The sequence below is a fragment of the Rhizobacter sp. P2_H3 genome (assembly GCF_056403355.1).
This window is the reverse complement of record NZ_JBFUFQ010000056.1, coordinates 1-23,379: the sequence shown is the minus strand read 5'-3', so window position 1 is coordinate 23,379 and position 23,379 is coordinate 1. Positions and strand designations below refer to the sequence as shown.

The following is a 23,379-nucleotide window of genomic DNA, read 5'->3' as shown; positions in this document are numbered from 1 at the left end:
GGTGGCGCGCCTTCGCAACTGGCAGCTGTTCGCCGTCTGCGTGCTGACCTGGGGCACGACCTGGCATGCGATCACGTACCAGGTCGGCGTCACGACGCCGGAGTTCGGCGTCGCGCTGCGCTTCGCGCTGGCCGGCGCGGTGATCCTCGCGTTCGCCGCGGCGCGCGGCATCTCGCTGCGTTTCGCGCCGCGCCAGCACGCCTGGTTCGCGCTGCAGGGCGTGTTCCTGTACGGCGTGTCGTACCTGTGCGTCTACCACGCCGAGCGGCTGCTGCCGTCGGGGCTGGTCGCGGTCGGCTACTCGGCCTCGCCGCTGATCACTGGGCTCGGCGCACGCTGGCTGTTCGGCGTCGCGGTCGGGCCGCGCTTCATCGCCGGCGGCATGCTCGGGCTGGCCGGCGTCGCGCTCGTCTTCTGGCCGGAATTCGGCCAGGCGCGCGACGCGGCGAACACCACGCTGGGTGCGCTGTTCACGGTCGGCGCGGTGCTGCTGTCGGGCGTCGGCAGCCTGGCGGCGAGCCGCAACGGCGCGCGCGGGCTGCCGTTCTGGCCGGCCCTCGGCTTCGGCATGCTGTACGGCGCGCTGTGCTGCTTCATCGCGGCGCTGGCCGGCGGGCAGCCGATGGCGCTGCCGGCGATCGCGTCATGGTGGATCGCGCTGCTGTACCTGTCGCTGGCCGGCTCGGTGCTGACCTTCGCCTGCTACCTGACGCTGATGCAGCGCCTCGGGCCGGGCCCGGCCGGCAGCATCGGCGTGATGACGCCGCTGCTCGCGCTGGCCGTCTCGATGGCCTTCGAGCACTACGAGCCGGATGGGCTGACCGCCATCGGCGCGGCGCTGGCGGTGGCCGGCAACGTGCTGATGCTGCGCCGCAGCACGCCGGCCGCGGTTACCCAGGTCAGGGCCGGCGCTCCGGCAGCGGAATGAACTCGGTCTCGCCGGGCACGACAGCGAAGCGCTGGGCCGCCCAGTCGTCGGCGGCCTCGGAGATGCGGTCCTTGCGGCTCGAGACGAAGTTCCACCACATGAAGCGGTGGCCGAGCGGCTCGCCGCCGATCAGCATCACGCGTGCGCCCTGCGGCGCCTCGAGCAGCGGCTCGGTGCCTTCGGGCAGCACGACCATCTCGCCCGGCGGCACCGCCTGGCCGTCGAGCGTGAAGCCGTGGTCGATGCCGTACAGCGCCCGCTGCTGCGCCGCGGCCGGCACCTGCAGGCGGCCGCCCGGCGGCAGCGCCAGGTCGGCGTAGAGGGTGGGCGACAGCGTCGGGGTCGGCGAGACGACGTCGAACGCGCTGCCGATCAGCACGCGCACCGCAGTGCCGCCCACCGTCAGCGCGGGAATCGCCGCCGCCGCGGTGTGCGAGAAGCTCGGCGCGTCTTCTTCGTGCTCGGCCGGCAGCGCGGCCCACAGCTGCAGGCCATGGCTGCGGCGCGTCACGTGGCGCAGGTCGTCGGGCGCGCGTTCGGAGTGGGTGATGCCRCGGCCGGCCGTCATCCAGTTGATCGCGCCGGGCTCGATGCGCTGCACGATGCCGGTGCTGTCGCGGTGCAGCATCGCGCCTTCGAACAGGTAGGTGACGGTGGCCAGGCCGATGTGCGGGTGCGGGCGCACGTCGTGGTTGTCGCTCGGCTGGGCGGTGATGGGGCCGAAGTGGTCGAAGAACAGGAAGGGGCCGACCGATTGCTGCTGCGACGAGGGCAGCAGCCGGCGCACGGTGAAGCCGCCGCCGAGGTCCTTGGTGTGCGGATTCAGGCGCAGGAGTTCGAGCATCGGAGGGTTCCTCGAAGGGGTCTGGAACGGGGTCGAGCGGGCAGTGTAGGCCGAGCGCTTAAAATTCGCCCCTCTCTCTCGACCTGCGAAAGCCCCCTCCATGAGCCTCAAATGCGGCATCGTGGGCCTGCCCAACGTCGGCAAGTCCACCCTTTTCAACGCGCTGACGAAAGCCGGCATCGCGGCCGAGAACTACCCGTTCTGCACGATCGAGCCGAACGTCGGCATCGTCGAGCTGCCCGACCCGCGCTTGCAGGCCCTGTCGGCGATCGTGAAACCCGAGCGCATCGTGCCGGCGATCGTCGAGTTCGTCGACATCGCCGGGCTGGTGGCCGGTGCGTCCAAGGGCGAGGGCCTGGGCAACCAGTTCCTGGCCCACATCCGCGAGACGGATGCGATCGTCAACGTGGTGCGCTGCTTCGACGACGAGAACGTGATCCACGTCGCCGGCAAGGTCGACCCGATCTCCGACATCGAGGTGATCCAGACCGAGCTGTGCCTGGCCGACCTGGCGACGGTCGAGAAGACGCTGCAACGCTCGATCAAGGCGGCGAAGTCCGGCAACGACAAGGAAGCGGCCAAGCTGGTCGACGTGCTGCAGAAGTGCCAGGCGGCGCTGAACGAGGCGAAGCCGGTGCGCGGCATCGCGTTCAGCAAGGAGGAGCAGGTCATCCTGAAGCCGCTGTGCCTGATCACCGCGAAGCCGGCGATGTTCGTCGGCAACGTCGACGAGGGCGGCTTCGAGAACAACCCCTACCTCGACAAGCTTCGCGCCTACGCCGAGGGCCAGAAGGCGCCGGTGGTGGCGATCTGCGCGAAGACCGAGGCCGAACTGGCCGACATGCCGGACGAAGACCGGCTGATGTTCCTGCAGGAGATGGGGCAGAGCGAGCCGGGCCTGAACCGGCTGATCCGTGCGGCGTTCAGCCTGCTCGGGCTGCAGACCTACTTCACCGCCGGCGTGAAGGAGGTGCGCGCCTGGACCATCCACATCGGCGACACCGCGCCGCAGGCGGCCGGCGTGATCCACACCGACTTCGAGCGCGGCTTCATCCGCGCGCAGACCATCGGCTTCGACGACTTCATCGCGTTCAAGGGCGAGCAGGGCGCGAAGGACGCCGGCAAGATGCGCGCCGAAGGCAAGGAGTACGTGGTGAAGGATGGGGACGTGATGAACTTCCTGTTCAACGTCTGAGTCCCGACAGCGCCGCCTACTCCGCCCCCKCCTCCCAAGGCCGYGTCTTCAACCACTTGCGCCACCAGCGCGGCCGCTGGCGCTGCGGCGCGAGCGTCGTCAGCTGGCGCAGCCGCGCCCCGCTGCCCGGGCGCATGCGGCCGAGGTGCGACACCAGCGCGTCGACCAGCGCCTGCGGCGTGTCGCGCCGGTCCTCCGGCAGGTGTGCCACCACCGCGTGCAGTTGCAGCGTCTCGGCGCCCGGCAGCTCGCCGGTGTAGTGCTGGGCCTGGTGGATGATGCGGTGCACGGTCATCAGCACCTCGCCGGGGTTGGCCACGCCGTCCAGCAGCGCGACCACCCGCTGCTCGTTGAAGCGCACCACGACATCGGATGCACGCAGGCCCTGCTGCACCTGCCGGCCGGCCAGCAGCAGCGCCTGCTCGGCGATCGACGCGCCCTGGCGCAGCCGGATGTCGCGCAGGTTGACGACCTCGAACATCACGACCGCGCTGCGGATGGCGTGCCGCTGGCTGCGGAACTTCATCTGCGCGAGCCGCGGCAGCAGCTCCTTCGGACGCAGCAGGCCGGTCACCAGGTCGTATTGCGCCGCCTCGCGCAGCCGCGCCGACACCACGTCGTGGTCGCGCCGCAGCAGCGACATCGCATACAGCAGCAGCGGCAGGTCGATCGCGCTCGCGAACAGCAGCCCGTACTGCGAGAACAGCCCGCTGGCCACCACGCCGAAGCCCTTCAGCAGCGGCAATGCCGCCCCGGCCCCCAGCACGATCTGGCCGGCCGCCAGCCAGCGCACGTGCGGCAGCTGCCACCGCAGCGAACGCACCAGCAGGCCGCCGCCCACCAGCATCGACAGCGCACCGAACGAGCGCGTCAGGAACCAGCGTTCGGCCAGGTCGAGGAACGGGTAGGCGGCCGTCAGCAGCGCGGCCAGCACGATGCACAGCCACACCAGCGCCCGCTCGAGCGGGCCGATCACCGCCTGCGGCACCGCCGAGCGCAGGAAACCCAGCCCGACCGCACCGAGCAGCACCGGGCTCAGCATCAACAGCGCGGCGCTCAGCGCCGGCTCCTCGCCGATCGGCGTCTGGTGGACCAGGCCGCTCAGGCAGGCGAGCGTCAGGATCATCGCCACCAGGTAGGCACTGCACCAGCCGAGCGCGCCGTCGCGGTGGACCAGCGCCTGCACCACCACGTACAGCAAGGCCAGCAGCGCGAGCCCGAAGTACGCCCCGATGAAGAGCTGGGCCGTGCCCTGGCTTTCGAGCAGGTCGCGCGGGCTGCGGATCAGCGGCGCGCCGCCGAGCGTGGCTGGATGCTCCAGGCGCAGCAGGTAGGTGGTGGCGCGCTGCGCATCGGCGTGCAGCTGGAACACCGGCAGCGACGCGCGCACCGGCCACTGCGAGATCGGCGTCAGCACGCCGCTCGCCTGCGGTGCCCCGATGCGCGCGTCGGGCCCGACGCGGTACACCTGGGCGCGCATCAGCGTCGCGTGCGGCAGCTCGAGGAACCAGTCGGCCTCGCTGCCCGCCCCCACCTGCACGCTGAAGCGCACCCAGGTCACGGCCGGCCAGCGCGCACCGAACACCTCGTCGTCCGGCAGCGGCTGCCAGCCGCCGGTCTCGGCCAGCACCGCCTGGGCCGACGCCTGTCCGGTCGGGTCGACGCGGAACTCCGCCCCGTCGGCCAGGCTGCGCGCCGGGCCGTGCACCGTCAGCTGCAGCGTCGCCGCAGCGCACCAGGCAGGCAGCACGGCGAGCAGCAGCAACAACAGGCGCAGGAATCGGGGGCAGCGGGACGACAAGACGGGGGTCCGGTGAAGCGGCGGTGGGTCGTGAGGGAGGGCGGCGCGCATTCTGGCGTCGATATCGTCGGGATTCGCCCGATGCAGCGCAAGCGAAACGGACTGTTACGCTCTGGCTTTCTCCCATCCAGCCGCCACCCGGCCGCCGCCATGAGCCCCGTCAACGCCCCCAACCTCGCCCTCTCCCCGATCGTCGCCGGCGCCTGGCGCATGGCCGACTGGGGCTGGACCGCCGAACAGCGCCTGCACTGGATCGAGCACTGCATGGAGCTCGGCGTGACGAGCTTCGACCACGCCGACATCTACGGCGGCTACCGCGTCGAGACGCTGTTCGGCGAAGCGCTCGCGCTCAAGCCGATGCTGCGCCAGCACATGCAGCTGGTCAGCAAGTGCGGCATCCGGCTGCTCGGCGAGGCCCGGCCCGAGCACCGGGTCAAGCACTACGACACCTCGGCGGCGCACATCACGCGCAGCGTCGAGAACTCGCTGCGGGCGCTGCAGACTGACCACCTCGACCTGCTGCTGATCCACCGCCCCGATGCGCTGATGGACGCCGACGACGTGGCCGAGGCCTTCACCGCGCTGCGCCAGGCCGGCAAGGTGCGGGCCTTCGGGGTGTCGAACTTCACGCCGGCGCAGTTCGAGCTGCTGAACAGCCGCATCGCGCTGGCCACCAACCAGGTCGAGCTGCACCCGCTGCACCTGTCCCCGCTGCACGACGGCACGCTGGACCAGTGCCAGCGGCTGCGCCTGCGGCCGATGATCTGGTCGCCTCTCGCAGGCGGCGCGCTGCTGACCGGCGGCGATGAACGCGCACGCCGCGTGCAGGCCGCGCTGCAGGCTGTCGGGCAGCGCCACGGCGTCAGCGCCGCGACCGTCGCCTACGCCTGGCTGCTGCGCCACCCGACCCGCCCGCATCCGCTGACCGGCTCGCACCGGCTGGAGGCGATCCGCGAGGCGCTGGCCGCGCTGCAACTGAAGCTGGACGCCGAGTCCTGGACCGAAATCTGGCAAGCCGGCGCCGGCCACGAAGTGCCCTGACCGGCCGATCGAGGTGGTAGGCTCCCCTTGCCCCCACCTCGCCCCATCGATTCGATGACGCCAGCGACGCCCCGCCCCACGCCGCACTGGCCGCTCGCGCTGGCGGGCACCGCCGTCGCCTATGCGGTGGTCGGCTGGGCAGCGCTGCTGCTGGCGATCCCGCCGAGCCTCGCTTCGCCGCTGTACCCGTCCGCCGGCATCGCGCTGGCCTGCCTGCTGGCCTACGGCTGGCGGGTGCTGCCCGGGGTGCTGATCGGCTCGTTCCTGGTCAACGCCGGCATCGGCATCGAGCAGGCGGGGTTCAGCCTCGCGGGCCTGGCGGTGCCGGCCACGATCGCCGTCGGCGCCATGCTGCAGGCGGCGCTCGCCGCGGCCCTGGTGCAGCGCTTCGTGCACCGGCCGTTCACGTTGAGCGAGCCGCGCGACATCGCGCTCTTCTTCGGGCTCGGCGCGGTCGCCGCGAGCCTCGTCAGCTGCAGCATCGCGACGCTCGCGCTGTGGCTGGCCGGCCGCGAGCCGCTCGGCGAGCTGGCCTTCAACTGGTGGACCTGGTGGGCCGGCGATGCGCTGGGCGTGTTGATCGGCACGCCGATCGCGCTGACGCTGATCGGCCAGCCGCGCGACGAATGGGCCGCGCGCCGCCGCACCGTCGGCCTGACACTCGGCATCGCCACGCTGCTGATGGCGCTCGGCGTGCGCCAGGTCGCGCAATGGGAAGACGCCCGCGTGCAGGCGGCGTTCGAGCGCGATGCGGTCCATGCGTCGTCCAACCTCGCCGCGCAGCTGCAGTATCCGCTGCATGCGCTGGAAGCATTGCGCGGCGTGATGATCTCGTCCGACGACGTCACGCGCGAGGAGATGCACCGCGCCGCCGCCGCCTGGCTCGAGGTCAGCGGCCACCTGCAGGGGCTCGGCTGGACCGAGCTGATGCCGCGCTCGCAGGTGCCGGCCTTCGAGGCCCGCGTGCGCGCGGCCGGCCTGCCCGGCTACCACGTGTTCGACCGCTTCGACTCCGGCTTCAAGCCGTCACCCGACGACACCGTGGCGGCGATCCGCTACATCGAGCCGCAGGCGCCGAACGCCGCAGCGCTGGGCGTCAACACCCGCTCGATCGCCGCGGCGCGCACGGCGATCGATTCGACCGTGCGCACCGACCGGCCGGCCGCCAGCGCCGGCTTCCTGCTGACGCAGGACGGCAGCGGCACGCAGACCGGCGTCGTCATCTACCAGGCCATCTACAACGGCATGCCGACCACCGTCAGCGACCGGGTCGCGGCGGCGCGCGGCGTGGTGTTCGTGACGCTGCGCATGGACGATGCGCTGCGCTCGTTCCAGAGCTCGCTGCCGCACTACCTCGACGTCTGCATCGTCGACACCGATCCGATCGCCGAGCGGCGGCGCCTGGCCGGCAGCACCGGCTGCGAGACGCTGTCGGCCGACCTGTCGCACGTGCGCTCGTTCGCGTTCGCCGGGCGGCAATGGGATCTGCGCGTCACCTCGACCCGCTCCGCGGTGCCGCACGTGCACGAGCGCAACGCGCTGCTGTTCTCGCTGGTGGGGCTGCTCGCGACCTCGATGCTGGGCGCACTGATGCTGACGGTGACCGGCCGCACGCGCCGCATCGAGGCCGCCGTCAACGACCGCACCGCGGCGCTGCAGCGCGAGATCGCCGAACGCCAGCGCACCGAGTCCGACCTGCGCGAGAGCGAGCAGCGCTTCCGCAACATCCTGAACCACGTGCCGATCGGCGTCGTCTACACCGACCTGCACGGCAACGTGAAGCAGGTGAATCCGCAGTACTGCGACCTGACCGGCTACGGCGCCGAGGCGCTGGTCGACATGAACGTCGCCGCGCTCACGCACCCCGACGACCGCGCGCAGGACCTCGAGATGACGAGCCAGCTGCTGCGCGGCGAGATCCCGATGTACCGGCGCCAGGGCCGCTACGTCACGCGCGACGGGCGCCAGGTGTGGGTGCAGACCATCGTCACGCTGCTGCGCGACGTGCAGGGCCAGCCGCGGCGCATCGTCGGCGTGGTCGAGGACATCACCGAGCACCTGCGGCTGGCCGAGGCCGAGCGGGCGCGCGAGCTGGCCGAGGCGGCGAACCGCGCGAAGAGCGATTTCCTGTCGCGCATGAGCCATGAACTGCGCACGCCGCTGAACGCGATGCTCGGCTTCGCACAGCTGCTCGAGCTGGACCAGAACCACCCGCTGCCGATCGCGCAGCGGCCCTGGGTCACGCAGATCCAGAGCGCCGGCTGGCACCTGCTGGACATGATCAACGACGTGCTCGACCTGTCGCGCATCGAATCGGGCACGCTGAACCTGCAGTCCGATGCGCTCGACCTGCACGAGGCGGTGGCCGCGGCGCTGTCGCTGGTCGAGCAGGACGCGCGTCGCCGCGGCATCACGATCACGCAGGAGCTGGCCGACAGCGCCGCGCGCGTCACCGGCGACGCCACGCGCGTGAAGCAGATCCTGATCAACCTGCTGAGCAACGCGGTGAAGTACAACACCGAGGGCGGGCGCATCCATGTCGCGTCGCGCCGCGGCGGGGGTGGTGGAGGCGGTGGAGGCCATCGCGATTGCGTCGAGATCACGATCACCGACACCGGCCTGGGCATGACGCCGCAGCAGCTGTCGCAGCTGTTCCAGCCGTTCAACCGGCTCGGGCGCGAGCGCTCGTCGCTGGAGGGCACCGGCATCGGCCTCGTGATCAGCCAGCGGCTGGCCGAGCTGATGGGCGGCTCGGTGCGCGCGCGCAGCACCGCGGGCGAGGGCTCGTCGTTCATCCTGACGCTGCCGCGTGCCAGCCCCGCCGAGAGCGCGCCGGTCGGGCTGGACGAGATCGCGCCCGAGACCGGCAGCTACCACCAGCGCATCGTCCACTACGTCGAGGACAACGAGACCAACGTCGAGGTGATGCGCGGCATCCTGGCGCGCCGGCCGCAGGTGCAGTTCGACGTCTCGGTGACCGGGCTGGACGGCCTGGCGGCGATCCGCGCGCGCCGGCCCGACCTGATCCTGCTCGACATGCACCTGCCCGACATCGACGGCATGGAGCTGCTGCGCCACCTGAAGGCCGACCCGGGCACCGCGGGCATCCCGGTGGTGGTGGTGTCGGCCGATGCGCTGGGCAGCCAGATCGAGACCGCGATGGCGGCCGGCGCCCGGCAGTACCTGACCAAGCCGGTCAGCGTGAGCCAGTTGCTCGGCGTCGTCGATGCGGTGCTCGACGACGTGGAAACCCGCTTTGGATAACTAGAACCCTTGCGCCAGGCCCGTGTTGCGACGGGGATCGTTGGCACCATAGAACCGGTTCTTGCCGATCGGCTTGCCACCCAGCGACGGCGCCCCCACCAGGATTGCCGCCACATGGTTAGCCGGCTGCGGGTTGCCGAGCTTGTGCCCCATGTCGGTCAGGATCTTGCGCGTGTCGGGGCTCAGCGCATTGACCTCGACGTTGGTCGCCTCCGGCAGCCACTGCTGGTGGAAGCGCGGCGCATCGACCGCTTCCTGCACGTTCATCCCGTAGTCGACGACGTTCAGGATCGTGTGCACCACCACCGTGATGATGCGGCTGCCGCCGGGCGTGCCGGTCACCATCACCGGCTTGCCGTCGCGCGACATGATGGTCGGGCTCATCGAGCTCAGCGGCCGCTTGCCCGGGGCGATCGCGTTCGCCTCGCCCTGCACCAGGCCGTACATGTTCGGCACGCCGATCTTCGCGGTGAAGTCGTCCATCTCGTCGTTCAGGATCACGCCGGTCTTCGCCGCGGTGACCTTGGCGCCGAACCAGTCGTTCAGCGTGTAGGTCACGGCCACCGCATTGCCCTCCTTGTCGACGATCGAGTAGTGCGTCGTGTTGCTGCCCTCGTGCGGCTCGACGCCGGGCTTGATGTCCTTCGACACGCCGGCCTTGGCCGGATCGATCACGCCGCGGATCTTCTCGGCATAGCCCTTGTCGAGCAGCCGGTCGAGCGGGTTCTTGACGAAGTCCGGGTCACCCAGGTAGCTGTTGCGGTCGACGTAGGCATGGCGCATCGCCTCGATCTGGTAGTGCACCGACTGCGCCGAGCGGTAGCCCAGGTCCTTCAGCGGGTAGCCTTCGAGCACGTTCAGGATCTCGCAGATCACGACCCCGCCCGAGCTCGGCGGCGGAGCCGAGACGATGCGATAGCCGCGGTAGTCGCACTCGACCGGCGCGAGTTCGCGGGTCTTGTACTGGTCAAGGTCGGCCTGCGTGAGGATGCCCTTGCCGGCCTGGCTGGAGGCGACGATGGCGGCACCCACCGAGCCCTTGTAGAAGCCGGCCTCGCCCTTCCGCGAAATCAGCCGCAGCGTCTTCGCGAGGTCCTTCTGCACCAGGCGCTGGCCGGGCTGGAACGGCTGGCCCTTGTTCAGGAAGATCGCCCCGGAGGCCGGGTCCTTGCGGAAGTCTTCGGTGGAGGTCAGCAGCATGTCGACATCGCCCTGGTCCAGCACGAAGCCCTTCTCGGCGAAGCCGATCGCCGGTGCGATCAGCTGCGCCCGCTTCATTGTGCCGTACTTCGCCCGCGCCAGCTCCAGGCCGGACACCGTGCCAGGCACGCCGACCGCCAGGTGGCCGGTGGTGCTCAGGCCCTTGATCACGTTGCCGCTCGCGTCGAGGTACATGTTCGGCGTCGCGGCGAGCGGCGCCTTCTCGCGGAAGTCGAGGAAGGTCTTGCGGCCGTCGGCCAGCTGGATCGTCATGAAGCCGCCGCCGCCCAGGTTGCCGGCCGCCGGGTAGACCACCGCCAGCGCATAGCCGACCGCGACCGCCGCATCCACCGCGTTGCCGCCCTTCTTCAGCACGTCCACGCCCACCTGCGTCGCGTAATGCTGCGCGGTGACGACCATGCCGTTCTCGGCGGCGGCCGGTGCGATCGACGCGGCATGTACCGTCCAGCAACACACCGTTGCGGCGGATACCACGAAACTCTTCAGCAGACGACGGGTCTTCATCGTGACGTTCTCCTCGGAGGTACCGGATGGCACCAGTGGTTGGAATTCGGCAGGATAGTCGCAAAGCCTTGCAGTCAGTGGGGATAGGCACAAGATTTGCCGACGTTTTGTTGCAAGTATTTGCTCACATTGCCCCTCTGACGGATGGACCGTCCGGCGCCATCAGCACTCTCCGAAGTCGAGTGCTAATATCAAGGGAACGAAAGGAATTTCAGCATGTCTGATGCTTCCATGAGCCTCACGAAGACCCTGTCCCCCGATACCGCCCTGACACTGCGCGACCCGTTCGCGATGGTGCCCTCGCTGGGCAACCTCGATGCGTACATGTCGGCGATCAATCGCATCCCGCTGCTGACGCACGAAGAAGAAGTGTCGTTCGCGCGCCGGCTGCGCGAGCACGGCGATGTCGAAGCCGCCGGGAAGCTGGTGCTGTCGCACCTGCGCCTGGTGGCGTCGATTTCGCGCCAGTACCTCGGCTACGGCCTGCCGCACGGCGACCTGATCCAGGAAGGCAACGTCGGCCTGATGAAGGCCGTCAAGCGCTTCGACCCGGACCAGGGCGTGCGCCTGGTCAGCTACGCGATGCACTGGATCAAGGCGGAGATCCACGAGTACATCCTGAAGAACTGGCGCATGGTGAAGGTCGCGACGACCAAGGCCCAGCGCAAGCTGTTCTTCAACCTGCGCTCGATGAAGCAGAGCATGAAGGAAGACGCCGCCGACGGCTCGACGCACCGTGCCACGCTGACGCAGGCCGAGATCGACCGCGTCGCGCAGCAACTGAACGTCAAGCGCGAGGAAGTGCTCGAGATGGAGACCCGCCTGTCCGGCGGCGACATCGCCCTCGAACCGCAAGGCGACGACAGCGAGGAAAGCTACGCGCCGATCGCCTACCTGGCCGACGACAGCAGCGAGCCGACCCGCGTGATCGAGGCGCAGCGCCGCGACTGGCTGGCCGGCGACGGCATCGCGCAGGCGCTCGACGCGCTCGACGCACGCAGCCGCCGCATCGTCGAGGAGCGCTGGCTGAAGGTGAACGACGACAGCTCGGGCGGCATGACGCTGCACGACCTGGCCGGCGAGTATGGCGTCAGCGCCGAGCGCATCCGGCAGATCGAGGTCGCCGCGATGAAGAAGATGCGCAAGGCGCTGACCGAAGCGGCGTGAGCGCCGGACGGAAAGCACGAAGGGCCCCTCGGGGCCCTTTCCTTTTGTGCGGGAGGCGTTTCAGGTGCTCTTCAGCAAGGCCTGCAGGTCCGACTTCAACGCCTCGCTGCCGCTGCCGTAGCGCGTGAACAACCGCAGCTTGCCGCTCGTGTCGAACACGTACGAGCCGGCGGTGTGGTCCATCGTGTAGCTGCCCTCGGTCTTGCCGGGCACCTTGGCGTAGAACACCTTGAACGACTTCGCGACCGCCGCGGTCTGCTCGGGCGTGCCGCGCAGCGCAACGAAGCTCGGGTCGAAGCTGCCCATGTACGCCTTCAGGATCTCCGGCGTGTCGCGCTCCGGGTCGATCGTGATGAACACGCCCTGCACCTTGTCGCCGTCGGCACCAAGCGCCTTCTTGACCTGGGCGAGCTCGGCCATCGTGGTCGGGCAGACGTCGGGGCACTGCGTGTAGCCGAAGAACACGACCGTCAGCTTGCCCTTGAAATCGGCCAGCGTGCGCGTCTTGCCGTTCTGGTCGGGCAGCGACAGGCCGCTGCCGTAGTCGGCACCGGTGATGTCGACCGCCTTGAAGGCCTGCGTCGACGACGCGAGCTGCGGCAGCTTGTCGCAGCCGGCCAGCAGGCCGACACCAGCGAACAGGAACGCGGTGGCAAGGAATCGGCGTTGCATCGTCACAGCAGGGGGCTCAGGTAGTGGTCCACCAGCAGCGCTGCGAACAGCAGCGACAGGTGCCAGATCGAGAACAGGAAGGTGCGGCGCGCAAGCGCATCGGAATACGAGCGCCACAGCTTCCATGCGTAGCCGGTGAACATCGCACCCAGCACCACGGCCGCGGCCAGGTAGAGCCAGCCGCTCATGCCGAACACGAACGGCAGCAGCGTCGCGGCGAACAGCACGAAGGTGTACAGCAGCACCTGCAGCCGCGTGAACTCGTTACCGTGCGTGACCGGCAGCATCGGCAGGCCGGCCTTGCGGTAGTCCTCGACGCGGTACAGCGCCAGCGCCCAGAAATGCGGCGGCGTCCACAGGAAGATGATCAGGCACAGCATCAGCGCCTCGGGGCCGACCTCGCCGCGCATCGCCGCCCAGCCGAGCACCGGCGGCATCGCGCCCGACGCACCGCCGATCACGATGTTCTGCGGTGTCAGCGGCTTCAGCACCACGGTGTAGATCACCGCGTAGCCGATGAAGGTGGCGAAGGTCAGCCACATCGTCAGCGGGTTCACGAACAGGTACAGGACGGCACTGCCGATGGCGCACAGCACGCCCGAGAACAGCAGCGTCTGCGTGTTGGTCAGCTCGCCCTTGGCGGTCGGCCGCCAGGCGGTGCGGGCCATCTTCGCGTCGATGTGCTGCTCGACCAGGCAGTTGAACGCCGCCGCTGCGGCCGCCACCAACCAGATGCCTGCCGTGCCTGCCAGTGCAGGCTTCCAGTCCGGCAGGCCCGGCACCGCGAGCAGCATGCCGATGACGGCGCAGAACACGATCAGCTGCACCACGCGCGGCTTGGTCAGCGCGTAGAACTGCCGCCAGCGCGGCGGATGGGCGACGCGGGTGTCCGTGGCGGCAGGGGTGGTCAAGGTGTTGGACATGGGCAGCGAACCGCTGATTTTACGAGGCGTGCCCCCAGGCCGCAGCCGCGGGAGAACGCCGCCCGACGGACAAAACGTCCACATGCGCACGCGCCAGCAGCGCCGCCAGCAGCGTGAGCAGCGCCGCGGCGCCGCCGGTGTGGGCCAGTGCCGCCACCAGCGGCCAGCCGAGCACCACGTTGCCGAGCCCGCTGGCCAGTTGCCAGGCCGCGACCGCCGCGAAGCGCAGCGCCCAGCGGCGCAGCGCCGGCTCGCCGCTCGCATGCAGTCGCCAGGCCAGCAGCAGCAGCGCCGACAAGGTCACGAACGCGCCGATGCGGTGCACCACGTGGATCGCCGTCAGCGCGGCGAACGGCAGGAAGCCGCCGTCCTTGCCGGCACCCAGCTCGCGCCAGACCGCGAAGCCGTGCTCGAAATCCATCGCCGGCCACCACTCGCCCTGGCAGGTCGGGAAATCGGTGCAGGCGAGCACCGCGTAGTTCGTGCTGACCCAGCCGCCCAGCGTCACCTGGGCGAGGGCGATCGCGAGCACCGCCCACACCGCGCGGCGCAGCGAAGCCGGCATCGCGAGCGACGGCCGGTGGGGGTCATTGGCCTGGGCCTGGACCTGGGCCTGCACCGCGAGCAGCATCAGCAGCCCGAGCCCGCCGAGCAGGTGCAGCGTGACGATGGCGGGGAACAGCTTCATCGTGACGGTCAGCGCGCCGAACGCGCCTTGCACACAGACCCAGCCGAGCGTCGCCGTCGCCCACCACGGTGACAACGCGCGTGCGTCGCGCCGCCGCTGCCGCCACGCCGCGATCGTGATCGCGATGATCAGCACGCCGACCCCGCCCGCAAGGTAGCGGTGCACCATCTCGACCCAGGCCTTGCCGTGCGTGACCGGGCCGCCGGGCATCGCCGTCTGCGCCGCCTCGATGTGGCCTTGCGCGCCCAGCGGGCTGGCGTTGCCGTAGCAGCCGGGCCAGTCGGGGCAGCCGAGGCCGGAATCGCTGAGCCGCGTGAAGGCGCCGAACAGCACCAGGTCGAAGGTGAGGAACAGCGTCATCACCGTGAGGGCGCGCAGCCGCGTCGCCGGGTGCGCGCGGCGGTGCCGCAGCACGATCCACACCAGCGGGCCGGTCGCGAGCAGCACCGCCACCAGCGCCATCGTGGCCAGCGGGCTCAGGTCATAGGACGCCACCGCGCTCATCTCAACGCGCCGGGCGTCCGGGCTGGTCCCACGAGGCCGACGCGCGCAACAATTTTTCAATGTCGCGCTTCAGCCGGGCCGCATCGGGCTTCGGCGGCACCCGCATCATCCACTGCCCCATCGGATCGACGAGGTAGATGTGCTGCGACAGTACCTGCCCCTCGGCCGGCGCGAGCCAGGCCGCGAGCCGTTCGCGCGAGACCCGCAGCACCGAGGCCGGCGTGCCGACCGAGATCGCCTGCATCACCTCCGGCCGCGGCGCGCCCGCGCCGGTGACGAGCCAGACCTTGTCGACACGCTCCTTCTCGCGGCCGAGCGACTCGCGGATCTGCCGCTGCAGGTAGAGATGGTCTTCGCAGGTCTTGTCGCAGGCCGCGTCGCCGACCACGACGATCAGCCACTGATCGCGCAAGGCTGCGGCCGCCACCGGCTCGCCGCCCAGCGTGCGCAGCCCGAGGTCGTCCGGCATCGGCCGCCCCGGTGTGATCAGCTCGCTGTAGTTGGTGCGGCCCTCGGGCCGGATCACGAAGTAGGTGAAGTACGACGCGATCACCGGCGCGGCGCACACCGCCAGCACCAGCAGCATGCGCAGGCGGCCTGCCGCGGTGCGGCGCTGCTCGTCGGCCAGCGCGGGCGACGGCAGCGAATGCACGCTGAAGTTGAGCGGGCTGTCAGGCACGGCGCCGGAGCCGGGGACGGAGGAGTTGGAACCAGACATACAGACCTGCCATCAGTGCGCACATCGCGAACCACTGGAACGCGTACCCATAGTGCTTGTGGATGTCGACCGCGGGAGCGGGCCAGTGGCGCGACAGGCCATCGGCCGGTTCGTCGAGCTGCTGCACCGACAGCGGCCGCAGCGTCACGCCGACCTCCTTCGCGAACGCCGCGAGGTCGAGATTCTGCCGGATGGTACCGGGGGCACCGCCCGCGAAGTCGAACAGCCGTGCGGGAGGCGGGGCGATCAGCCCGCGCACCTCGACGCGGCCGGCGGGCGTCGGCACGCTCGGCACGCGGGTGCGGTCGACCATGTCGCGCGGTGCCCAGCCGCGCTGCACCAGCACCGCATCGCCGCCCGGCAGCACGAGCGGCGTCACGACGAAGAAGCCCGGCCGGCCGTTCATCTGCCGGTTGTCGAGGAAGACGGTGGCCGCCGTCCGCCACTCGCCCTGCAGGCGCACCGGCCGGTAGTGCTGGGCCTCGGCCTCGGGCGCGGTGCGCGCGAGCGTCGCATCGTCGAGCGGCGCCAGGTGGCCGCGCTCGTCGAGGGCCGTCTGCAGCGCCTGCTTCTGCGCGGCCCGGCTCAGCTGCCACATGCCGAGCCGGGCGGTGATGCCCATGCCCAGCACGGTGGCGATCAGCACGATCGCGGCGAGAGTGCGGGTGGAATAATCGGTGCCCATGAAATACCTGATCGGCGTCGCCTTCGTCCTCATCATCGGCGCGCTGGCATTCGCCGGTGTCTTCATGATGCGCGACGGCCGCGATGGCAAGCCGAAGACGGGGAACATGATGCGTGCGCTCGCCGTACGCGTGGGTCTCTCGGTCCTGCTGTTCGCGATCATCCTGTTCAGCTACTGGATGGGCTGGATCCAACCGACGGGCATCCGCACGAGCTGATCACCGCGAATGAAAAAGAGCGCCGCAAGGCGCTCTTTCCATCCAGCAACTCCCCAGGATCCGGCTCCGCCGGGCCGAGGGGAGGCGCCCCTCGGGGGCAGGAGCGAAGCGACTGGGGGGCCCTGTCTAGAGCCAATACACGACGATGTAGAGGCCGAGCCACACCACATCGACGAAGTGCCAGTACCACGCGGCGCCTTCGAAACCGAAGTGGCGCTGCGGCGTGAAGTGCCCGCGCTGCAGGCGCAGCGTGATGAACAGCAGCATCAGCATGCCGACGAACACGTGGAAGCCGTGGAAGCCGGTCAGCATGAAGAAGGTCGAGCCGTAGATGCCCGACGACAGCTTCAGGTTCAGCTCGCTGTACGCATGGTGGTACTCGTAGCCCTGCAGCGTCAGGAACAGGATGCCCAGCAGCACCGTGATCCACATGAAGGTGATCGTCTTCGCGCGCTGGCCGGCGATCAGCGCATGGTGCGCGATCGTCAGCGTGACGCCCGAAGTCAGCAGCAGCGCGGTGTTGATGGTCGGGATCGGCCACGGGCCCATCGTGCGGAACGGCTCGACCGTGCCGGCCGGCGCCGCGGTGAAGCCCACGCCCGAACTCGGCCAGATCGCCTTGAAATCGGGCCACAGGATCGCGTTGTCGAAACTCGCGAGGTTGGGCACCGCATGCAGCCGCGCCCAGAACAGCGCGCCGAAGAAGGCGCCGAAGAACATCACCTCGGAGAAGATGAACCAGCTCATGCTCCAGCGGTACGAGACATCGATGCGGTCGCTGTAGAGCCCGCCCTCGCTCTCGCCGATCGCGTCGCCGAACCACTGCTTCAGCACGAAGGCCCACCACAGCAGCCCGAACAGCAGCACGTACGCCGCCCAGCCGTGGCCGTTGACCCACTGGCCGGCACCGAAGATCACCAGCAGCAGGCCGAAGGCGGCCATCACCGGGTGCCGCGAAGGCGCCGGAACGAAATAGTGAGGGGCCTGGCCCGAATGCGTCGCTGACGACATGTGTTCTCCTGCTAGTCCGATCTGTCTGTCTCTTGCTCTTCAGCTCGCGGTGGCGACACCGCTGGCCAACACCCACTGCACCAGCACCACGAGCACGATCACGAACAGCGCGGCGCCGAGGACGCCCGCGATGATCAGGTGCACCGGGTTCAGCTGCTCCACATCCTTCTCGTAGTCGCCCGACTTGCGCACGCCGAAGAACGACCAGGCAACCGCCTTCATCGTCATCAGGAACGAGCCGCGGCGCTTGACCGCATCCTTCAGGCCATCGCTCATGAACGAGGCTCCTTCGACACCGCCGCCACCTTGCCGCCCGCCACCTCGAAGAAGGTGTACGACAGCGTGATCGTCTTCACRTCCTTCGGCAGCTTCGGGTCGATCACGAACACCACCGGCCACTGCTTGCTCTCGCCCGGCTTCAGCGTGTGCTCGCTGAAGCAGAAGCACTCGAGCTTGTTGAAATGCGGCGAGGCCTGCTTCGGCGCGTAACTCGGGATCGCCTGCGCGGTCATCGTGCGGTCCTGCACGTTGCGGAACTCGTACATCACCGTCGCGAGCTCGCCCGGGTGCACATCGATCGAACGCTGCATCGACTTGAACTCCCACGGCCCGCGCGCGTTGGCATCGAACTCCACCGTGATCGTGCGGCTCGCGTCGACCTGCGTGTTCCTGCTCGGCGCATCCGAATTGCCCGGCACCGCGCGCTCCGACAGCGACAGCACGTTGACGCCGAGCGCTTCGCAGATCGAGCGGTACATCGGCACCATCGCCAGGCCGAAACCGGCCATCACGACGGCCACCACGACCAGCTTGCCCGCCATGCGCAGGTTGTCGGTCTTCAGGCCTTTGTCGTTCATGGCATCAGAGTCCGCATCACAGCCCGAAGAGAGCGGCCTTGGCCATGAAGCCGATGAAGAAGACGATGGCCACCGAGGCCAGGATCCATCCCAGCCGGCGGTTGTTCTTCTTCTGCTCGGGCGTCATGTCAGCCGATCACCTTGGTGGCGGCCGCGTTCAGCTTCGGCGGGTGCTCGAAGGTGTGGAACGGCGCGGGCGACGGCACTTCCCATTCCAGCCCTTCGGCGGCTTCCCACGGCTTCTGCGGCGCCGGCTCGCCCTTGCCACGCAYGCAGGGCACGACGATGAAGAGGAAGAAGTAGACCTGCATCAGCCCGAACCAGAACGCGCCGATCGACGCGACCATGTTGAAGTCGGCGAACTGCATCGGGTAGTCGGCATAGCGTCGCGGCATGCCGGCCAGGCCCAGGAAGTGCATCGGGAAGAACGTCAGGTTGAACGAGATCAGCGAGCCCCAGAAATGGATCTTGCCGCGCGTCTCGCTGTACATCACGCCGGTCCACTTCGGCGCCCAGTAGTAGAAGCCGGCGAACATCGCATACAGCGAGCCGGCCACCAGCACGTAGTGGAAATGCGCCACCACGTAGTAGGTGTCCTGCAGCTGGATGTCGACCGGCGCCATCGCGAGGATCAGGCCGGTGAAGCCACCCATCGTGAACACGAAGATGAAGCCGACCGCGAACAGCATCGGCGTCTCGAAGGTCATCGATCCGCGCCACATCGTCGCGATCCAGTTGAAGATCTTCACGCCGGTGGGCACCGCGATCAGCATCGTCGCGTACATGAAGAACAGCTGGCCGGTGACCGGCATGCCGGTCGTGAACATGTGGTGCGCCCAGACGATGAACGACAGGATCGCGATCGACGCGGTGGCGTACACCATCGAGGTGTAGCCGAACAGGCGCTTGCGGGCGAAGGCCGGCACGATGTGGCTCACGATGCCGAACGCCGGCAGGATCATGATGTACACCTCGGGGTGGCCGAAGAACCAGAAGATGTGCTGGTACATCACCGGGTCGCCGCCGCCGGCGGGGTTGAAGAAGCTGGTGCCGAAGTGGCGGTCGGTCAGCGTCATCGTGATCGCGCCGGCCAGCACCGGCATCACCGCGATCAGCAGGTAGGCGGTGATCAGCCAGGTCCAGCAGAACATCGGCATCTTCATCAGCGTCATGCCGGGCGCGCGCATGTTGAGGATGGTGACGATGATGTTGATCGAGCCCATGATCGAGCTCGCGCCCATGATGTGCATCGCGAAGATGCCGGCATCCATCGACGGCCCCATCTGCAGCGTCAGCGGCGCATACAGCGTCCAGCCGGCCGCCGGCGCGCCGCCGGGCATGAAGAACGAACCCACCAGCATCAGCGCGGCCGGGATCAGCAGCCAGAAGCTCAGGTTGTTCATGCGCGCGAACGCCATGTCGGGCGCGCCGATCTGCAGCGGCACCATCCAGTTCGCGAAGCCGACGAAGGCCGGCATGATCGCGCCGAACACCATGATCAGCCCGTGCATCGTCGTCAGCTGGTTGAACAGCTGCGGGTTGACGATCTGCAGGCCCGGCTGGAACAGCTCGGCACGGATCAGCAGCGCCAGCATCCCGCCCACGATCAGCATCGTGAACGAGAACAGCAGGTACAGCGTGCCGATGTCCTTGTGGTTGGTCGCGTAGACCCAGCGGCGCCAGCCGTGCGGGTGGTGGGCATGATCATCATGCCCGGCGTGGGTGTCGTGGCCGTGGCCGTGCGGATCGAGAACTGCGCTCATGGGTAGCTTCCTTTGGGCGACTCTGGCTTGTTGCTTGCGTTCTTGCTTGCGTTGTCGCTTGCGTTATTGCTTGCGCTCAGCGAGCACTTCCGACGGCTGCACGGTCTGGCCGGTCTTGTTCGACCAGTTGTTCTTCGTGTAGGTGATGACCGCGGCCAGATCGGTGTCCGACAGCTGCTTCCACGACGGCATCGCGCCGTTGTTCTGGCCGTTCAGCACCACATGGATCTGCTTGGTCTTGTCGGCGTCGAGCACGACCGGCGACTTGTCCAGCGGCTTGATCGGGCCGCCGCCCAGGCCGTTCGGCTGGTGGCAGGCGGCGCAGTTCGCCGCATAGACCTTCTCGCCGCGCGCGAGCAGCGCGGGCTGCTCCCACACCTTGGCAGGATCRTCGGCGGCGGCGGCCATTTCCTTCTTCTTGCCGTCGACCCACTTCGTGTAGTCGGCGGCCGAGACCACCTTCACGTGGATCGGCATGTAGGCGTGTTCCTTGCCGCACAGCTCGGCGCACTGGCCGTAGTAGTCGCCGATCTTCTCGGCACGGAACCAGGTGTCGCGCACGAAGCCGGGGATGGCGTCCTGCTTGATGCCGAACGACGGCACCATGAAGGCGTGGATCACGTCGGTCGCGGTGGTGATCACGCGCACCTTCTTGTCGACCGGCACGACCAGCGGGTTGTCGACCTTCAGCAGGTAGTCGTCGCCGGACGGCTTGCCGGAGTCGGACATCTCGCGCTGCGTCACGTCGAGCGTCGAGACGAAGCCGATGCCTTCGCCCTCGCCCTTCAGGTAGTCGTAGCCCCACTTCCACTGGATGCCGGTGGCCTTGATCGTCAGGTCGGCCGCGCTGGTGTCCTTCATCGCGACGACCGCCTTGGTCGCCGGCAGCGCCATCAGGATCACGATGACGAAGGGCACGATGGTCCAGATGATCTCGACCGTGGTGCTCTCGTGGAAGTTGGCCGGCTTGGCGCCCTTGCTCTTGCGGTGCTTGATGATCGAATAGAACATCACGCCGAACACGCCGAGGAAGATGACGACGCAGATCGTCAGCACGAAGTAGTGCAGCCAGCGCTGCTCGGCGGCGATCGCGGTGACCGGCGGGTGCAGGTCGAGCTGGTTGACGGCCGGTCCTCCCGGCAGGCTGTTGACGGCCATGGCAGCCGATGTGGCCAACGCGGCGCCCAGGCCCAGGCTGATCTCTCCCGCCCGCCGCCAAAGTGTTTTCGTCTGCTTCATCATCATGGTCGTTTCAGTTATCCCAAAATCACACCGGAGACAGCCGCGCCGCCCCTTGTTGCCAGCGCCGCAGCGCATGGCGCAATTCCTGCGCCAGCTGGCTGCGCAGCTCGGGCCGCACGAAGCGCCCCACCGCAATCCGCCGCCCCTGGCCCGACAACTCGATCAGCGACTGGTCGCCATGCGCCGGCTCCACCCGCACCCAGGCGGGCTGGAACTCCACCCGCTCGACCTGCGGCCCGTTCGCGACTTCCACCGTCAGCCGGTCATCACGCAGCACGATGCTCTCGCTGTCGGTCGCGTGGCGTGCGTACACCCACAGCGCCAGGCCCAGGGCTGACAGCTCGATCCAGGTGAAGGTCATGATCATTCGCGCCCCCTGGAACCAGAACATCGCGGCAATGCCCAGCGACAGGACGCACAACGACAGGTAGAACGCGAGCAGCTGCCTGGGCGCCATCGAGCAGTTGCGCTTGAGCAGCCAGTCGATCGACCAGCCTGCCGGGCCACCCTCCCCGCGGGATTCGTGACCGAAGCGAAACTCTGCCCGGGGTGCCGAGGGCTGCCACGCCGCCGACGAGCTTGTGGACATACTGCGCCTTCTCCAGTTGCCTCCAGAGATCTGTTCTTCGACGGACCCTCTCCGACCCGCGCTGCCGCACCCCTGGCCGCGCACCCCGGACGAATCCGCATTTTTCAAGCCCGCGAGTTTAGCGCAGGCCGCCACGACGCGGCCCTCAGCGCGAACCCTGGCGCGCGCGCACCAGCGCACGCATGTCGTCCAGCGACACCGTCGTCTCGGCCGCCAGCGGCACGCGCGGCGGTGCCTTGAACGCGTGGCCGTAGGCGACTTCGAAGCTCATCGAGATGCGGCCGTCCGGCCCGGCCAGGCCCTGCAGCCCGGCGTGCAGGCGCTCGCGCCAGCGCGGCGTGCGCAGCCCGGCGAAGCGTTCCGGCGCCGCGTTGCCGCCCAGGCCGCGCAGTTCGGCGAGCAGCGCCTGCGGGCTCGCCCAGGTCAGCGTGATCAGCTCCTGGTCCATCACCGGATCGGCGAAACCGGCCTGCACCAGCATGTCGCCGAGGTCGTGCATGTCGACGAAATCGGCCGCCGGCACGGCCCAGCCGAGGCGGCGGTACAGCGCGCGCAACTCCTTCAGCGTGTCGGGGCCGAAGCACGAGAACATCGCGAAGCCGTCGACCGCCAGCGCGCGCTGCCACTGGCCGAGCACCACCGGCGGGTCGAACACCGCCTGCAGCATCATGTTGGCCCAGACCAGCTGCACGCTGCCGGGCTCGACCTGGTCGGCGGACAGCACCGTCACCGGTGCGCCGCTCCAGCGCTTCGGCGACCACCACGGCGCCTTCGCGAGCTGCGCGCTGCGCTCGCGCAGCGCCGGTGTCGGCTCGACCGCGATGCGCCGCGCCTGGGGGTAGGCGCGCGCCAGGTGCTCGGCACCGGCGCCGCCGAAGCTCCACCAGTCGGCGATCGCGTCCGGCTGCTTGCGCACGATCGCGAGCCGCTCGGCCATGCGCCGCGCGATCTCGCCGTGCAGCCAGGGTGCCTGTGGGGCCACGGCCAGCCGGCGCAGCGCCTGCGCGACGACCGCACGGTCGAAGCGCCGCGAGGTGTCGGCCGCTGGGGAATCGCTCATCGGCGGGCAGTATATTGAGCCGGTGATCTTCTCGCGCCTGCTCCGCCACATGCCCTCTTCGTGCGCGGTGTGCCAGGGCTGGGACAGCGGCCCGGCAGCCCGCGTCTGCCGGGCCTGCGTGCAGCGCTTCGCCGACACCTCACCACGCTGCACGCGCTGCGCACTCGAGGTGCCGGCGGGTGTGGCCACCTGCGGGGCCTGCGTGCTGAACCCACCCCCTTTCGATGCAGCGTATGCCGGCGCCGGCTACGCCCACCCGTGGTCCGGCCTGGTCACCCGCTTCAAGTTCAGCGGCGCGCTCGACCTGGCGGATGCGCTGGCCGCGCGCGTTCTCGCGGCGCGCCAGCGCGATGCAGCCGCGTGGCCGCAGTGGCTGCTGCCGGTGCCGCTCGCGCCGGAGCGGCTGCGCGAGCGCGGCTTCAACCAGGCCTGGGAGCTGGCCCGGCGGCTCGCGGCCGCCAGCCCGGCCCGCGCCGACGCGCGCC

The 23,379-nt window shown here is 69.3% G+C and carries 22 protein-coding genes and 1 pseudogene; 7 read left to right on the top strand and 16 right to left on the bottom strand.

Annotation, left to right across the window (positions count from 1 at the left end):
• The first annotated feature begins 1 nt into the window (after position 1).
• Positions 2-928 carry a DMT family transporter gene (locus tag AC1D1T_RS13230; protein WP_477825480.1) on the top strand — a complete coding sequence of 309 codons (927 nt, stop codon included), beginning with the start codon at positions 2-4 and terminating at the stop codon, positions 926-928.
• Here the strand turns inward: AC1D1T_RS13230 and AC1D1T_RS13225 are convergent.
• Entirely contained in the window at positions 900-1,772 is an 873-nt protein-coding gene (locus tag AC1D1T_RS13225; protein ID WP_477825479.1) for a pirin family protein, read from the bottom strand. The two genes, AC1D1T_RS13230 and AC1D1T_RS13225, sit on opposite strands and share 29 nt — an antisense overlap.
• Positions 1,773-1,872: 100 nt before the next feature.
• Here AC1D1T_RS13225 and ychF point away from each other — a divergent pair, with 100 nt between their 5' ends.
• A complete protein-coding gene (ychF, locus tag AC1D1T_RS13220) occupies positions 1,873-2,967 on the top strand; it encodes a redox-regulated ATPase YchF (protein ID WP_047499760.1) in 1,095 nt (364 codons plus the stop codon).
• 16 nt (positions 2,968-2,983) lie between these two features.
• Here ychF and AC1D1T_RS13215 read toward each other — a convergent pair whose 3' ends face one another.
• Positions 2,984-4,768, bottom strand: a complete 1,785-nt coding sequence (locus AC1D1T_RS13215) for a sensor domain-containing diguanylate cyclase (RefSeq protein WP_477991967.1) — start codon at positions 4,766-4,768, stop codon at positions 2,984-2,986.
• Between the two features lie 150 nt (positions 4,769-4,918).
• Between AC1D1T_RS13215 and AC1D1T_RS13210 the strand changes: the two genes are divergently transcribed.
• Positions 4,919-5,809 (top strand): aldo/keto reductase, encoded by an 891-nt coding sequence (locus AC1D1T_RS13210; RefSeq protein ID WP_047499756.1) that lies wholly within the window; start codon positions 4,919-4,921, stop codon positions 5,807-5,809.
• A 54-nt stretch (positions 5,810-5,863) separates the two neighbouring features.
• Positions 5,864-9,073, top strand: coding sequence for a CHASE domain-containing protein (locus tag AC1D1T_RS13205; protein ID WP_477991966.1), 3,210 nt, complete (start codon positions 5,864-5,866; stop codon positions 9,071-9,073).
• Here AC1D1T_RS13205 and ggt read toward each other — a convergent pair whose 3' ends face one another.
• A complete protein-coding gene (gene ggt / locus AC1D1T_RS13200) occupies positions 9,074-10,693 on the bottom strand; it encodes a gamma-glutamyltransferase (RefSeq protein WP_477827908.1) in 1,620 nt (539 codons plus the stop codon).
• A gap of 336 nt (positions 10,694-11,029) precedes the next feature.
• Between ggt and rpoH the strand changes: the two genes are divergently transcribed.
• Entirely contained in the window at positions 11,030-11,965 is a 936-nt protein-coding gene (gene rpoH / locus AC1D1T_RS13195; protein ID WP_465114173.1) for an RNA polymerase sigma factor RpoH, read from the top strand.
• A gap of 60 nt (positions 11,966-12,025) precedes the next feature.
• Here the strand turns inward: rpoH and AC1D1T_RS13190 are convergent, their stop codons facing one another.
• From AC1D1T_RS13190 to AC1D1T_RS13170, 5 genes are read right to left on the bottom strand one after another with little or no spacing between them, the layout of a single operon-like run.
• Positions 12,026-12,637 (bottom strand): SCO family protein, encoded by a 612-nt coding sequence (locus AC1D1T_RS13190; protein ID WP_477829069.1) that lies wholly within the window; start codon positions 12,635-12,637, stop codon positions 12,026-12,028.
• A gap of 2 nt (positions 12,638-12,639) precedes the next feature.
• A complete protein-coding gene (gene cyoE, locus AC1D1T_RS13185) occupies positions 12,640-13,560 on the bottom strand; it encodes a heme o synthase (protein WP_477829070.1) in 921 nt (306 codons plus the stop codon).
• 19 nt (positions 13,561-13,579) lie between these two features.
• Positions 13,580-14,752 carry a COX15/CtaA family protein gene (locus AC1D1T_RS13180; protein WP_477841026.1) on the bottom strand — a complete coding sequence of 391 codons (1,173 nt, stop codon included), beginning with the start codon at positions 14,750-14,752 and terminating at the stop codon, positions 13,580-13,582.
• Position 14,753: 1 nt separating this feature from the next.
• Positions 14,754-15,470 (bottom strand): SCO family protein, encoded by a 717-nt coding sequence (locus AC1D1T_RS13175; protein WP_477825939.1) that lies wholly within the window; start codon positions 15,468-15,470, stop codon positions 14,754-14,756.
• On the bottom strand, positions 15,424-16,155 hold the full coding sequence (locus AC1D1T_RS13170) for an SURF1 family protein (protein ID WP_477825938.1): 732 nt from the start codon (positions 16,153-16,155) through the stop codon (positions 15,424-15,426). Before AC1D1T_RS13170 ends, AC1D1T_RS13175 begins: the two co-directional genes overlap by 47 nt.
• Between AC1D1T_RS13170 and AC1D1T_RS13165 the strand changes: the two genes are divergently transcribed.
• Complete coding sequence (locus AC1D1T_RS13165) at positions 16,154-16,372, top strand: twin transmembrane helix small protein (RefSeq protein ID WP_465114114.1); 219 nt, start codon at positions 16,154-16,156, stop codon at positions 16,370-16,372. The two genes, AC1D1T_RS13170 and AC1D1T_RS13165, sit on opposite strands and share 2 nt — an antisense overlap.
• A gap of 126 nt (positions 16,373-16,498) precedes the next feature.
• Here the strand turns inward: AC1D1T_RS13165 and AC1D1T_RS13160 are convergent, their stop codons facing one another.
• The 8 genes from AC1D1T_RS13160 to AC1D1T_RS13125 form a co-directional block, all read right to left on the bottom strand.
• Positions 16,499-17,383, bottom strand: a complete 885-nt coding sequence (locus AC1D1T_RS13160; RefSeq protein WP_477825937.1) for a cytochrome c oxidase subunit 3 — start codon at positions 17,381-17,383, stop codon at positions 16,499-16,501.
• 39 nt (positions 17,384-17,422) lie between these two features.
• Positions 17,423-17,659: a DUF2970 domain-containing protein gene (locus AC1D1T_RS13155; RefSeq protein ID WP_047499735.1), complete on the bottom strand. Its 237-nt coding sequence runs from the start codon at positions 17,657-17,659 to the stop codon at positions 17,423-17,425.
• Positions 17,656-18,240, bottom strand: coding sequence for a cytochrome c oxidase assembly protein (locus AC1D1T_RS13150; RefSeq protein WP_477841020.1), 585 nt, complete (start codon positions 18,238-18,240; stop codon positions 17,656-17,658). Before AC1D1T_RS13150 ends, AC1D1T_RS13155 begins: the two co-directional genes overlap by 4 nt.
• 16 nt (positions 18,241-18,256) lie before the next feature.
• Complete coding sequence (locus tag AC1D1T_RS13145; protein ID WP_211191384.1) at positions 18,257-18,367, bottom strand: cytochrome oxidase small assembly protein; 111 nt, start codon at positions 18,365-18,367, stop codon at positions 18,257-18,259.
• A 1-nt stretch (position 18,368) separates the two neighbouring features.
• Positions 18,369-20,003: a cytochrome c oxidase subunit I gene (ctaD, locus tag AC1D1T_RS13140; RefSeq protein ID WP_477991965.1), complete on the bottom strand. Its 1,635-nt coding sequence runs from the start codon at positions 20,001-20,003 to the stop codon at positions 18,369-18,371.
• A gap of 63 nt (positions 20,004-20,066) precedes the next feature.
• Entirely contained in the window at positions 20,067-21,242 is a 1,176-nt protein-coding gene (gene coxB / locus AC1D1T_RS13135) for a cytochrome c oxidase subunit II (RefSeq protein WP_477825935.1), read from the bottom strand.
• Between the two features lie 28 nt (positions 21,243-21,270).
• The gene (locus AC1D1T_RS13130; protein WP_082004059.1) at positions 21,271-21,834 is read right to left on the bottom strand and encodes a DUF2244 domain-containing protein; all 564 of its coding nucleotides are present in this window, start codon (positions 21,832-21,834) and stop codon (positions 21,271-21,273) included.
• Positions 21,835-21,979: 145 nt separating this feature from the next.
• Positions 21,980-22,894 (bottom strand): class I SAM-dependent methyltransferase, encoded by a 915-nt coding sequence (locus AC1D1T_RS13125; protein ID WP_156154602.1) that lies wholly within the window; start codon positions 22,892-22,894, stop codon positions 21,980-21,982.
• Between the two features lie 49 nt (positions 22,895-22,943).
• Between AC1D1T_RS13125 and AC1D1T_RS13120 the strand changes: the two are divergent.
• A pseudogene (locus AC1D1T_RS13120) lies at positions 22,944-23,379 on the top strand (ComF family protein); the annotation flags it as partial.

Excerpts from the sequence above, each read along its gene's own strand:
- ychF (WP_047499760.1), top strand. The coding sequence starts at position 1,873 with ATGAGCCTCAAATGCGGCATCGTGGGCCTGCCCAACGTCGGCAAGTCC.
- rpoH (WP_465114173.1), top strand. The coding sequence starts at position 11,030 with ATGAGCCTCACGAAGACCCTGTCCCCCGATACCGCCCTGACACTGCGC.
- AC1D1T_RS13205 (WP_477991966.1), top strand. The coding sequence starts at position 5,864 with ATGACGCCAGCGACGCCCCGCCCCACGCCGCACTGGCCGCTCGCGCTG.
- AC1D1T_RS13180 (WP_477841026.1), bottom strand. The coding sequence starts at position 14,752 with ATGAGCGCGGTGGCGTCCTATGACCTGAGCCCGCTGGCCACGATGGCG.
- AC1D1T_RS13160 (WP_477825937.1), bottom strand. The coding sequence starts at position 17,383 with ATGTCGTCAGCGACGCATTCGGGCCAGGCCCCTCACTATTTCGTTCCG.
- AC1D1T_RS13145 (WP_211191384.1), bottom strand. The coding sequence starts at position 18,367 with ATGACGCCCGAGCAGAAGAAGAACAACCGCCGGCTGGGATGGATCCTG.
- AC1D1T_RS13155 (WP_047499735.1), bottom strand. The coding sequence starts at position 17,659 with ATGAGCGATGGCCTGAAGGATGCGGTCAAGCGCCGCGGCTCGTTCCTG.
- AC1D1T_RS13165 (WP_465114114.1), top strand. The coding sequence starts at position 16,154 with ATGAAATACCTGATCGGCGTCGCCTTCGTCCTCATCATCGGCGCGCTG.
- ggt (WP_477827908.1), bottom strand. The coding sequence starts at position 10,693 with ATGGTCGTCACCGCGCAGCATTACGCGACGCAGGTGGGCGTGGACGTG.
- AC1D1T_RS13210 (WP_047499756.1), top strand. The coding sequence starts at position 4,919 with ATGAGCCCCGTCAACGCCCCCAACCTCGCCCTCTCCCCGATCGTCGCC.
- AC1D1T_RS13130 (WP_082004059.1), bottom strand. The coding sequence starts at position 21,834 with ATGTCCACAAGCTCGTCGGCGGCGTGGCAGCCCTCGGCACCCCGGGCA.
- AC1D1T_RS13170 (WP_477825938.1), bottom strand. The coding sequence starts at position 16,155 with ATGGGCACCGATTATTCCACCCGCACTCTCGCCGCGATCGTGCTGATC.
- AC1D1T_RS13125 (WP_156154602.1), bottom strand. The coding sequence starts at position 22,894 with ATGAGCGATTCCCCAGCGGCCGACACCTCGCGGCGCTTCGACCGTGCG.
- cyoE (WP_477829070.1), bottom strand. The coding sequence starts at position 13,560 with ATGTCCAACACCTTGACCACCCCTGCCGCCACGGACACCCGCGTCGCC.
- AC1D1T_RS13190 (WP_477829069.1), bottom strand. The coding sequence starts at position 12,637 with ATGCAACGCCGATTCCTTGCCACCGCGTTCCTGTTCGCTGGTGTCGGC.
- AC1D1T_RS13175 (WP_477825939.1), bottom strand. The coding sequence starts at position 15,470 with ATGTCTGGTTCCAACTCCTCCGTCCCCGGCTCCGGCGCCGTGCCTGAC.